The organism is Erythrobacter sp. (assembly GCF_023653175.1).
GTDB lineage: Bacteria > Pseudomonadota > Alphaproteobacteria > Sphingomonadales > Sphingomonadaceae > Erythrobacter.
Map to the genome: position 1 here is coordinate 1 of NZ_JAMNXL010000121.1, position 11038 is coordinate 11038.

Here is an 11038-nt window from a genome sequence, read left to right on the forward strand (position 1 = left end):
CCCCAATTCGACCGGCTATGTGCTCGGCATCGTCAAGGCCTATACCACCCGCGTCGGCAGCGGCCCGTTCCCGACCGAGCTCGAGGACGACATCGGCCAGCGCCTCGGCGAGCGGGGCCATGAATTCGGCACTGTCACCGGCCGCAAGCGCCGCGTCGGCTGGTTCGATGCCGTGCTGGTGCGCCAGTCCTGCGCGATCTCCGGCGTCACCGGCATCGCGCTCACCAAGATCGACGTGCTCGACGGGCTGGACCGGGTGAGCATCTGCACCGGCTACCGGCTGCGCGGCAAGGTCTATGACTACCTGCCCAGCCATGCCGCCGATCAGGCCGCCTGCGAGCCGATCTACGAGGACATGCCCGGCTGGCACGAAAGCACTGCGGGCGCGCGCTCCTATGCCGACCTTCCGGCGAACGCGATCAAGTATATCCAGCGCATCCAGGAACTGATCGAATGCCCCGTCGCGCTGGTCTCGACCTCGCCGGAGCGCGACGACACGATCCTGATGCGCGATCCGTTCGTGGATTGACGCGCTTCTCCCCTCCCCTCGGGGAGGGAGTGGGGGCCCTGCTTCCGGCATCCGGGCACCCGTGTCCCCTCACGGGCCAGCGGACTTTCCCGCATTGATCGTGGCCGCCGGTGCGGGTTAGTCTTGCCGCGATGACCCGCCTCGTGCTCCTCGCCTCCCTGCTGCTTGTCGCCGCCTGCGCCGCCCCGCCGGCGGACGAGGCGCGCAGCCCCGCCTCGCAAGCGCCGCTCGAGCGTGAGGCGGCGCGGATCGTGCCCGAGCGGCGCTTTACGACAGTCGACTATCTCATCGTCGACAAGTCCGAAAGGCTGATGGTCGCCTATGCGCAAGGCCGGCCGGTCAAGGCGTGGCGCGACCTGCAGTTCGGCGACGCACCGCAAGGCCACAAGCAGTTCGAAGGCGACGAGCGCACGCCCGAGGGGCGCTACGTGATCGAGGGGCGCAATCCGGGCAGCGCCTATCACCTCAGCCTCAAGGTCTCCTACCCCAACGCCCAGGACCGCGCCTTCGCGCAGGCGCAAGGGCGCTCGCCCGGCGGCGACATCTTCCTCCACGGCCAGCCCAACAGCCTGCACTTCGGCCGCGTTCCGGGCGACTGGACCGACGGCTGCATCGCCCTTGCCAACGCCGAGATTGAGGAGCTGTGGCGGATTGTGCCGGATGGGACAGTGATCGAGATCAGGCCTTAACTCCTAGACTTACTTGACCTGATCGCGTTTTGTTCTATTCTCGTTCCAACATTGTTGGAGTCGAGTCGATGCTTACCAACGCCACCACGCAAGCTGATTTTGCCTACGACCTCGCCGATGACGGCGCGGGGCTGCCCGCGCGGGTCGCGATCTTCGGCGCGGATGAAGGCCTGCGCCGCCAGATCGCGGCAGACCTTGGCGGGGCAGGGTTCCGCTCGATTGACGGAGGGAACCTGCGGGCGCTGCTCGAAGGGCCGATCGCCTTGCTGGGCGATGTGGTGGTGGTCGATTGCGCGGTATGCGGCTCGCGCGGGATCGACGCGATGATGCTCGCGGGCCTCGCGCGGCTCGACATGCGGGTGGCGCGTTCGGGCGCGAAGCTGATCGTCGCGACCAATCTCGAAGGGTTGGACGATGTCTTCGCGGTGCTCGATCAGTCCAATCCGCAGATCCTCGTCAGCCCCAGCCGCGCCGAACGCGTGATCGCGGTCGGCCGGGTGATGGGGGAAGCGGGCGCGGCGCGGCTCAGGGAAATGGGCGAGGAAGACCGCGTGGCGCTGCTGCGCCTGTCGCAGCAGGTGGAGGCGATTGCCCATTCGCTCGACCGGCTGAGCCATGCGCCTGCGCCTGCGAGTATCCTTGGCGAAATGAAGCGCGATTATCGCGCGAGCGAACCCTCCGCTTTTGGCAGCTTCGGCGCTGCACCGGCGGGCGGATCGCCGCTTTCGGGGTCGCCGCTCTCCGGGCCCCCGCTCACCGGGCCGCCGCTCCCCGATCCGCTGGTGGTGCGACAGATCATCGCCAACCGTCAGGCGCGCAGCCGTTTCTTCGATCCCGAGCTGTTCGGCGATCCGGCGTGGGACATGCTGCTCGATCTCACGGCCGCGCATGCCGAAGGCGCGCGGGTTTCGGTGACCTCGCTGTGCATCGCGGCAGGCGTTCCGGCGACCACCGCGCTGCGCTGGCTGACGCAAATGGTCGAGAGCGGGATTTTCGTGCGCGTCCCCGATCCGGCGGACAAGCGCCGCGCCTTCATCGGCTTGAGCGACAAGGCGGTCGCCGCGATGTCGGGCTATTTCGCGAGCCTCAGGACGCCGGTGCTGCAAGCCGCCTAGGCGGCGCTGGAGGCTTCGGGCCGCCAGCGCAGGATCAGGGTGAGGCCCCTCGCGGCCTCGGCATCTTCCAATCCCCCCTCGGCCAGCACCTGCCGTGCGGCATCGGCGCGGGCGCGGGCGAGGATCGCGGGCGGCACCGCACCGTCGAGCCACAGCACATCCGCCTCGCCGAGCAGCCGTGCTTGCCTGAGGGTCAGGTCCTCGGGATCGGCGCTTGTCAGCGTGACTTCGACCAGCGCCTGCGCACCGGCCCCGCCAGCCTCTGCGGCTACCCCCTCAGCCCACGCGGCCGCCCGCGCATGCGCGCCCGGATCGAGCGGATCGAGCGGGCCGCCCTCGCGCAGCGCCGCATCAACCGCCCGCCTTCGCTCGGCCCCGTCCGGGAACCGCGCGCGCAAGCCCGGCCGCGCCGCTTCGAGCGCCTGTGCCAGCGCGCCCAGCGTCGCAGGCAGCACCCGCTCGAGCCGCAGCCGCACATGCTTGGCGAGCCCCGCCGAAGCGCCGCCGGTGCCGATCGCGACCAGCAGCGGATCGCGGTCGAGGATCGAGGGCGTCGTGAAGTCGCAAAGCTCGGGCCGGTCGACGACATTGACCAGCATGCCGGCGCACCGCGCATTGATCGCCACGACCTCGCAGGCCCTCGCGTCCTCATAGGCGATGAAGGCGAGCCGCACGCCCTCTTCGATGGCGCGCGGCAGGTCGTCGACGATCACGCCCCCTGCGCGTTCGACCAGCCGCCGCTTGGGCTCGGCCGCCGGGCCATCGCCGAGCACCAGCACCGCTTGCCCGGCGATCTGGTGGAACAACGGCAGGCTGGCGATTCGGCTCACGTGAGCCTCACGCGAGCCATTCGGGCACCCGCTCGGCACCCATGATCGCGCCCGCCTCGATCCGGTCGGCGACCACGGCGAACCTGTCGCCATCGACCAGCACTTCGGCGACGAACCCGCGCGAATTGTAGGAGGAGGCCATGGTCGCGCCGTAAGCGCCTGCGGTGCGGAACACGGCGAGATCGCCCGCTTCCAGCGCATCGCATTGGCGGCCCATCGCGAAGGTGTCGCCGGTCTCGCAGATCGGGCCGACGATATTGGCGGTCATGCGCGCGCCCGTTGGCGCCACCGCCTCGAAGTGGTGGTAGGCGCCATACAAGGCAGGCCGCGCCAGATCGTTCATCGCCGCATCGACGATCACGAAGGGGTCCTTGATCCCGCGCTTCACCCGCACCACGCGGGTCAGAAGCACGCCCGCGTTGCCCGCGATCACGCGGCCGGGCTCGAAGATCAGCTTGACGCCCCAGTCCTTGGTCACCCGCGCGACCATTGCGCCATATTCGGCAGGCTGGGGCAGCACCTCGCCGACGCGATAGGGCACGCCGAGCCCGCCGCCGAGGTCGACATGGGTCGCTTCATGCCCCGCACCGCGCAGCGCCTGCACCAGCACGCCGAGTTTTTCGAAGGCGGTCTCGAGCGGCGCGAGATCGGCCAGTTGGCTCCCAATATGCACAGCCACCCCGCGCAAATTCACGCCTGGCAGACCCGCCAGCTTGCCGAAAATCTGCCCCGCCTCGCTGATCGGCACGCCGAACTTGTTGTCGGCCTTGCCGGTCGAGATCTTGTCGTGGGTGCCCGCATCGACATCGGGGTTGATGCGCAAGGTGCACTGTGCGGTCATGCCCTTGGCGGCGGCGATGGCGGCGAGCTCGACGCCCTCCTCCTCGCTCTCGATATTGAACTGGCCGATCCCGGCATCGAGAGCGACCGCCATCTCGGCGGCGGTCTTGCCCACGCCCGAGAAGACGATCATTTCGGGCGCGACGCCGGCCGCCAGCGCGCGGCGCATCTCGCCCACCGAGACGACGTCCGCGCCCATGCCCTGCTGCTGGAGCACGCGCAGCACGGCAAGGTTGGGGTTGGATTTGACGGCAAAGGCGATCAGCGTGTCGGGCACATCGGCCAGCGCCTCGCGGAACACCCGCGCGTGGCGTTCCAGCGTGGCGCGCGAATAGACATAGACGGGGGTGCCGACCGCATCGGCGATCACCGGCAGCGGCACGTCTTCGGCGTGCATCACGCCGTCACGGAGCGAGAAGTGGTCCATTGTTGTAGCAGGTCTCTATTCGGGGGGCAGGTCGAAGGGGTCGTCCTGCCGCTCTTCCGAGCGGCGGCGCAGTTCGACGCTGCGTTCGGGCGCGGCGAGCGCTTCGCGGCGCAGCAATTCCTCGGCGGAAGGGGTGGCGGCCGCGCCATAGGGGGCCTCGGGTGCCTTGGCACCCTCGGGCGGTGTCAGCGGAGCGACCGTGCCGCAAGCGGCGAGCGCCAGGGCGAGTGGCAGCGCAAGGGCCAGACCGGCGGCAATCCGCATCATTCCTTCTCCATTCCCAAAGCAGCCCGCGCGGCGGCGACCTGCATACGCACCTGATCGGGCGCGGTTCCCCCATAGGAAGCGCGCGCTGCGACCGAGGCATCCACCGAGAGCGCGGCATAGACACTTTCGTCGATCCGCGCATCGATCGCCTGAAGGTCTTCGATCGGCAGCTGGTCGAGCGCGATCCCGCGGCTCTCGGCGAGCTTCACCGCCGCGCCGGTGATGTGATGCGCCTCGCGGAACGGGATGCCGCGCGCGCGCACCAGCCAGTCGGCAAGGTCGGTGGCGGTGGCATAGCCGAGTTCGGCGGCCGCGCGCATCCGGGCGGTGTTGAAGGTGGCGCCCGCGATCATGCCCGTCATGGCCGCGATGGACAGCGCCATCAGGCTGGCGGCCTCGAACACCGGCGGCTTGTCGTCCTGCATGTCCTTGGAATAGGCGAGCGGCAGGCCCTTCATGGTGATCATCAGGCTGGTGAGCGCCCCGATCACGCGCCCCGAATGCCCGCGCACCAGCTCGGCGGCGTCGGGGTTCTTCTTCTGCGGCATGATCGACGAGCCGGTCGAGAGGCTGTCGGGCAGGCGGATGAAGCCGAAGGGTTGGCTGGCCCACAGGATCAGTTCTTCCGCCAGCCGCGACAGGTGCAGCGCGGTCGCCGAACAGCTCCACAGGAAATCGAGCGCGAAGTCGCGGTCGGAGACGGCGTCGAGCGAATTGGCGGTCGGCCGGTCGAAGCCCAATGCCGCGGCGGTTGCCTCGCGGTCGATGGGGAAGCCGGTGCCGGCCAGAGCCGCCGAGCCGAGCGGGCATTCGTTCATGCGCTTGGCCGCGTCGTTGATGCGGGCGCGGTCACGCCGGAACATCTCGTAATAGGCCATGAGGTGGTGGCCGAGGGTCACGGGCTGGGCGGTCTGCAGGTGGGTGAAGCCGGGCATGATGCTGGCGGCGTGCTCGCCTGCGCGGGAGACGAGCGCGTGCTGGAGCGCGGCCAGCCCCTCGTCCATCTGGGCGAAGGCATCGCGCACCCACAGGCGGAAATCGGTCGCGACCTGATCATTGCGGCTGCGTGCGGTGTGGAGGCGCCCGGCGACCGGCCCGATCAGCTCGGCGAGCCGGGCTTCGGTGGTCATGTGGATGTCCTCGCGGTCCCAGTCTTCGGGCACGCCGTCGCGCTCGTATTCCGCGGCGACGGCGTCGAGACCGTTTGCGATGACCAGCGCATCGTCGGCGGCGATAATCCCCGCCGCGCCGAGCATCGCCACGTGGGCCTTGCTCGCGGCAATATCCTGCCGCCACAGCGCCTTGTCGAAGGGGATCGAGGCGTTGATTTCGCGCATGATCGCGCTAGGGCCGTCAGCGAAGCGGCCGCCCCACATGGCGTTGGTCGCCGTCCCCTGATCGGAGCCCGTCATGTCCCGCTCACCGCTCATTATTGCCGTATCGCTCCTCATGCTGGCGGGATGCGATAGGGCCGCCGAGGCCCCGGCGCAACCGGTTGAAGCGACAGCTTCGGGCGAGGGCGCGACGGGCACGCCGACCCGCGCTTTTGCCGGGACGCCGATCCCCGATCTGCAATTCCGCGATCCAGCGGGCAAGGTGCTCGATCTGGGCAAGCAGGACGGGCCGGTGCTGCTCAACCTGTGGGCCACCTGGTGCGCGCCTTGCGTCAAGGAAATGCCGCAGCTCGACGCGTTGGCGGGCGAGCTGGAGGGCGAGGTCAAGGTCGTCACCGTCAGCCAGGATATGCGCGGGGCCGAGCTGGTGACGCCCTTCTTCGCGAAGAACGGCTACAAGCGGCTCGAACCGTGGCTCGATCCCGATACCGCCCTGTCCGCGCAATTCACCCCCGAGGGCGTGCTGCCGCTCACCATCCTGTTCGATGCGAGCGGCAAGGAGGTACTGCGGGTGACGGGCGGCTATGACTGGGGCGCGCCGGAAGCGGCCAAGCTGGTGAGGGACGCGCTCAAACCGGCATAATCGGGCGGGGCGAGGCCCAAGGGCGCGAGCGGGAAGCCGAACAGTCCGCTCATCAAATGCGCCTGAATGCCGCGCGCGGGCCAGTGGCGCGATAGCGGGGCGAGGACGCGGTCGCGAAAAGCCGGCAGCACGCGCGACTCCGACTGGTAGAGCGGGGTGAACAGCTTCGTCACCCACTGGTAGAGCCACACATGGTCGCTGCGCCACCCTGCCGCGAGCCGCAGCTTTTCGGAGAGCGTGCGCCCCTCGGCAAGCCCGCGCGACAGGCTCCACGCATCGAGCAGTGCCATATTCGCGCCCTGCCCCAATTGCGGGCTCGCCGAGTGCCACGCGTCGCCGATCGCGATCATCCTTTCGGTGACGGGCTCGGGGTGGGTGCGGTGGGCGTAGCGCGCGAAAGTCAGTTGCTCGCGGGCCTCGATCCGAGCGAGGAGGCCCTCCAATGCGGGCCAGAGGCGCAGGACTTCGGCCTTCCAGTCATCGAGCGGGGTAGCCAGCCAAGCTGCATGATCCTCGGCCTTCAATGACCAGAAGAAGGCGACCTCCTGCCCCCCACCGCCCGTCCGCGTGCCGATGGGCAGCACGCCCGCCATCTGGCTGGCGCGGCGGTAGCGCTGTTCGAGCAGATTGCCCGCGAAGGGATCGCCCTCGCGCAAGGGCAGGCTCGCCCAAAGCGCACCGAAGGGGAGGATGCCCTTGGGAGCGGGGTCGAAATGCGTGCGCCAGCCGCTGGCGTCGACGACAAGGTCGAAGGGGGCGCTAGGCTCGCGGCCCTCGAAGGCAAGGCGGCGGCCCGCTGCATCGCAATGGCTCCCGCTAACCGCGTGATCAGCGCAGATCGTCACCCCCGGCTGGCGCGCGGCGGCTTCGAACAGCACGTCGAACAGGCTCGCGCGGTGGATGCCGAGCCCGAATGCGCCCGCAAGCCCCAGCGCGGCATAGGGCGCGTCGAGGACGCAGCGGCCATGCTCCTCGATCCCCTGCAGCGCATCGATCCGCGCGCCCCTGTGAACCACTTCCTCCGCAAGCCCCAGTTCGGCGAGCACGGCCAGCCCGCTCGGCTGGATCATCAGACCGGAACCGACCGGGCCGGGGGAGACGAAGCGGTCGAAGATCGCCACCTCATGCCCTTGCCGCGCCAGCAGCAGCGCGGCGGCCAGCCCCGCAGGCCCGCAGCCGATGATGGCAATCCTAAGCGGCTCCATGCATGGCCCCTTGTGGCGGGGCGCGCGCGGCGGCAGCCCCATGCAAACCCCTGTTATCGCGGGGCTAGCGGGTGACCAGTGAATTTAGTGCAAAGGATGTCCGCTCAGGCAGGGCGGCGCGCGGCGATGGCCTCGCCCATCCGCAGCGGGTCGCCCGCTTTCAGGTCTGCGCGCCATTCCACGCGTCCGGGTTCGAACAGCAGCACGACCGTGGAGCCGAGATAGAACCGCCCGATCTCGTCCCCCGCCGCGAAGCTGTGGTCTTGCCCCGCATAATCCTCGTGGACCGGCGCGCTGGCGTGGGTGCGGAAGGTGTTGGGCCACACGGTGTCGATCCCGGCGACGATCATCGCGCCGACCATGATGCTGGCGAAGTGCCCGTCGGGCCCGTCGAAGCGGCACGACAGCCGCTCGTTGCGCGCGAACAGGCGGTCGACCCCGGCGGCGGTGGCAGTATTGACCGAGAACAGGTCGCCCGGGATGTAGCTGGTCTTTGCCAGCGTGCCTGCGGCCGGCATGTGGACGCGGTGGTAGTCCTTGGGACTGAGATAGATGGTGATGAAGCTCCCGCCCTCGAACCGCGCGGCTTCCTCCGCCCCGCAGCCGAGGATTTCGGCGACCGAGTAATCGCGTCCCTTGGCTTGGATGATCCGCCCGCCGGAGATCGGGCCGATCTGGCTCACCGCGCCATCGGCCGGCGAGACGATGAACTGCGCGGCGTCGGCAAGCGGCCTCGCGCCGGGCTTCAATTCGCGGGTGAAGAAGTCGTTGAAGCTCGTGAACTCCCCGATCCCGCGCGCGGCTTCGGCGAGGTCAACGCCGTAAGCTGCGACGAAGCGGCGGATCAGCCGGTCACGCAGCCATGGCGAGGTGCTCGCTGCGATGCTCCCCGCGAAGCGCGAGAGGGCGTGCCGGGGCACGAGGTGCTGGAGCGCGATGAACAGATCGGACATGCCGCCGCGCTAGGGGCCTGCGTGCGCGGACGCAAGCACAGGGGTTAGTGCGGGGGGGTCAGAGCGTGGCGGTCTGGCCGCCGTCGACCTTGATCGCGCTGCCGGTGATGAAGCTGGCGCGCGGGGAGGCGAGAAAGGCGGCGATGTCGCCGAATTCCTCCGGCCGCCCGAGCCGCCCCGCCGGGATCGCCGCGACCGAGCGGGCGGTGACCTGCTCGGCCTCAAGGCCCTGTGCGGCTGCCATCCCGGCGTGGAGGCTGGTCAGGCGGTCTGTGGCGATCTGTCCGGGGAGCAGCAGGTTGACCGTTACCCCGTCAGCCGCGACCTCGCTCGCGAGGGTCTTGCACCACGAGGCGAGCATCGCGCGCACTGCGTTGGACAGTACGAGACCCGCGATCGGCGTGACGAGGCTGGTCGAGGCGACCGCGATGATCCGCCCGAAGCCGCGCGTGCGCATGTCGGGCAGGAACTCCTGCGCCAGAGCAAGCTGGGCGTTGAACATGCGCGGCAGAACCGCCGCGAAATCGGCAGGCGTTGTGGTGGCGGCCCCACCCACCGGCGGCCCGCCTGCATTCAGCACCAGAATATCGGGCGAGGCCCCGCCTGCGCGCACGCGGTCGATGATTGTCTGCGGGGCTTGCGGATCGTCAAGATCGGCGTGAATGTGGAGCCGCCCGGGCAGCCCCGCGCCCGAGCGCGCCACGGTCATGACGCCCGCGCCCTCGGCCGCCAGCGCCTCGGCAATCGCGCGGCCGAGGCCCTTGCTCGCGCCCAGCACCAGCGCCGTCTTGCCTTCGAGCCGCAAGTCCATCGCGTGTTCTCCCTTCGCGCAGCGCGCCGTGGGCGGTGACGGGCTCGAACCGCCGACCCTCTCGGTGTAAACGAGATGCTCTACCAACTGAGCTAACCGCCCCACGTGCGTGGGCCGGAGCGCGGTTTAGCTGTGTTGGTGCGGTGGTCAAGCGGCTAGGATAGGCGGGCGGAGTCGGCAGGAGGCGGCGGCAAGCGCGATGGCCATTCACACAGCTCTCAATGACGGCACCCCGGTGTGCATCCGGCGTGTGCGCCGCTCGGACGAGGCGCGGCTCCAGGCGGGCATCGCGCAGCTTTCGCCGCAGTCGCGCTACCTGCGGTTCTTCTCGGGGATGCGCGAGGCCCCGCCCCAGGTGCTGCGCGCCCTGGTGAGCGCCGACGGCCACGATCACCTCGCCTGGGGCGCGCTCAGGAGCGATCTGCCCGATACCCCGGCGCTCGGCGTGGTCCACGCCTTTCGCGACAAGGACGATCCCGACGCCGCCGAGTTCTCGGTGGCGGTGATCGACGAATATCACGGGCGCGGCCTTGCGCGGCTGCTGACGGCGGTGCTGCTGCTCGATTGCGCGCGCGAGGGGTATGACCGCTTCACCGTCCACATCCTCCCCGAAAACCGCCCGGCGCTGGCGCTGGCACGCTCGCTCGGGGCGGAGGGGGTCAGGTCTGAGGGCGGGGTCTCGGAACTGGCGATCGACATCCCCGAGGCGCTCGCCGCGCTGCGGGCCGAGGCGGACGTTCCGGGGCTCGCGGCGGTGTTCGACCAGTTCGGCAACGAACCGCTAGGCGAGGGGCCGGACGGCGGCTAGGGCGCGGCCATGAGCAAATCTGCGCGCATTCTCGTCCTCGGCACCGGCGGCACGATCGCGGGGGCGGGCGCTGGCGCCGGCGGAACGGGGGCGGCGTACCGGCCCGGCGGGCTGTCGCTCGAGGTGCTGGTCGGGCACCTCGCCGCGCTCGGGCTGGCGGCGGAACTGCACCGCCAAGAGATCGCGCGGATCGGCTCGCAGGACATCGGGTTCGCTGAGTGGCAGGCGCTCCATGCGGCCTGTGCGGGTGCGATGGACGACCCCGCGATCGACGCAGTGATCATCACCCACGGCACCGACACGGCGGAGGAGACGGGGTTGCTGCTCGACCTCACCCTGCCCACCACCAAGCCCGTGATCCTCGTCGGCGCGATGCGCTCGGCGGATGCGGTGGGTGCGGACGGGATGCGCAATTTCGCCAACGCGGTGAAGGTCGCGAGCGATCCGGCGGCGCGCGGGCGGGGCGTGATGCTGGTGATGGGCGACGCTGTGCTGGCCGCGCGCGATGCGAGGAAGGCGGCGACCTCCGCCATCGACGCCTTTCGCAGCTTCCCGCGAGGGCCGCTGGCGCGCGTCACCCCGTCAAG

General features: G+C 69.8%; 13 protein-coding genes and 1 tRNA gene. 6 read left to right on the plus strand and 8 right to left on the minus strand.

What is annotated here, in order from left to right; genetic code table 11:
- The 3 genes from NBV68_RS13165 to NBV68_RS13175 form a co-directional block, all read left to right on the plus strand.
- The coding region (locus NBV68_RS13165) for an adenylosuccinate synthetase (protein WP_296310507.1) at nt 1–529 on the plus strand (529 nt) is incomplete at its 5' end.
- A gap of 131 nt (nt 530–660) precedes the next feature.
- A complete protein-coding gene (locus NBV68_RS13170; protein ID WP_296310510.1) occupies nt 661–1218 on the plus strand; it encodes a L,D-transpeptidase family protein in 558 nt (185 codons plus the stop codon).
- 68 nt (nt 1219–1286) lie between these two features.
- Nucleotides 1287–2333, plus strand: coding sequence for a MarR family transcriptional regulator (locus NBV68_RS13175; RefSeq protein ID WP_296310512.1), 1047 nt, complete (start codon nt 1287–1289; stop codon nt 2331–2333).
- Here NBV68_RS13175 and NBV68_RS13180 read toward each other — a convergent pair.
- The 4 genes from NBV68_RS13180 to argH are packed head-to-tail and all read right to left on the minus strand — an operon-like array spanning nt 2330 to nt 6109.
- On the minus strand, nt 2330–3163 hold the full coding sequence (locus NBV68_RS13180; RefSeq protein ID WP_296310514.1) for a siroheme synthase: 834 nt from the start codon (nt 3161–3163) through the stop codon (nt 2330–2332). The genes NBV68_RS13175 and NBV68_RS13180 overlap by 4 nt on opposite strands.
- A gap of 7 nt (nt 3164–3170) precedes the next feature.
- The gene (gene lysA / locus NBV68_RS13185) at nt 3171–4430 is read right to left on the minus strand and encodes a diaminopimelate decarboxylase (RefSeq protein WP_296310516.1); all 1260 of its coding nucleotides are present in this window, start codon (nt 4428–4430) and stop codon (nt 3171–3173) included.
- 15 nt (nt 4431–4445) lie between these two features.
- Nucleotides 4446–4694: a hypothetical protein gene (locus NBV68_RS13190; protein ID WP_296310530.1), complete on the minus strand. Its 249-nt coding sequence runs from the start codon at nt 4692–4694 to the stop codon at nt 4446–4448.
- Nucleotides 4694–6109, minus strand: coding sequence for an argininosuccinate lyase (argH, locus tag NBV68_RS13195; protein ID WP_296310518.1), 1416 nt, complete (start codon nt 6107–6109; stop codon nt 4694–4696). Before argH ends, NBV68_RS13190 begins: the two co-directional genes overlap by 1 nt.
- Between argH and NBV68_RS13200 the strand changes: the two genes are divergently transcribed.
- The gene (locus NBV68_RS13200; RefSeq protein ID WP_296310520.1) at nt 6108–6674 is read left to right on the plus strand and encodes a TlpA family protein disulfide reductase; all 567 of its coding nucleotides are present in this window, start codon (nt 6108–6110) and stop codon (nt 6672–6674) included. The two genes, argH and NBV68_RS13200, sit on opposite strands and share 2 nt — an antisense overlap.
- On the opposite strand, the gene NBV68_RS13205 is transcribed toward NBV68_RS13200, so the two are convergent.
- From NBV68_RS13205 to NBV68_RS13220, 4 genes are all read right to left on the minus strand, one after another.
- Nucleotides 6614–7879 carry an NAD(P)/FAD-dependent oxidoreductase gene (locus tag NBV68_RS13205; protein WP_296310522.1) on the minus strand — a complete coding sequence of 422 codons (1266 nt, stop codon included), beginning with the start codon at nt 7877–7879 and terminating at the stop codon, nt 6614–6616. The genes NBV68_RS13200 and NBV68_RS13205 overlap by 61 nt on opposite strands.
- A 104-nt stretch (nt 7880–7983) precedes the next feature.
- The gene (gene asd, locus NBV68_RS13210; protein ID WP_296310524.1) at nt 7984–8832 is read right to left on the minus strand and encodes an archaetidylserine decarboxylase; all 849 of its coding nucleotides are present in this window, start codon (nt 8830–8832) and stop codon (nt 7984–7986) included.
- A 58-nt stretch (nt 8833–8890) separates the two neighbouring features.
- Nucleotides 8891–9643: an SDR family oxidoreductase gene (locus tag NBV68_RS13215; protein WP_296310525.1), complete on the minus strand. Its 753-nt coding sequence runs from the start codon at nt 9641–9643 to the stop codon at nt 8891–8893.
- Between the two features lie 29 nt (nt 9644–9672).
- Nucleotides 9673–9745 (minus strand) — tRNA-Val (locus NBV68_RS13220).
- Between the two features lie 97 nt (nt 9746–9842).
- On the opposite strand from NBV68_RS13220, the gene NBV68_RS13225 reads away from it, so the two are divergent.
- Entirely contained in the window at nt 9843–10451 is a 609-nt protein-coding gene (locus tag NBV68_RS13225) for a GNAT family N-acetyltransferase (protein WP_296310526.1), read from the plus strand.
- A 9-nt stretch (nt 10452–10460) separates the two neighbouring features.
- Nucleotides 10461–11038: asparaginase domain-containing protein (locus NBV68_RS13230; RefSeq protein ID WP_296310528.1), on the plus strand; the 578-nt coding region annotated here is incomplete at its 3' end.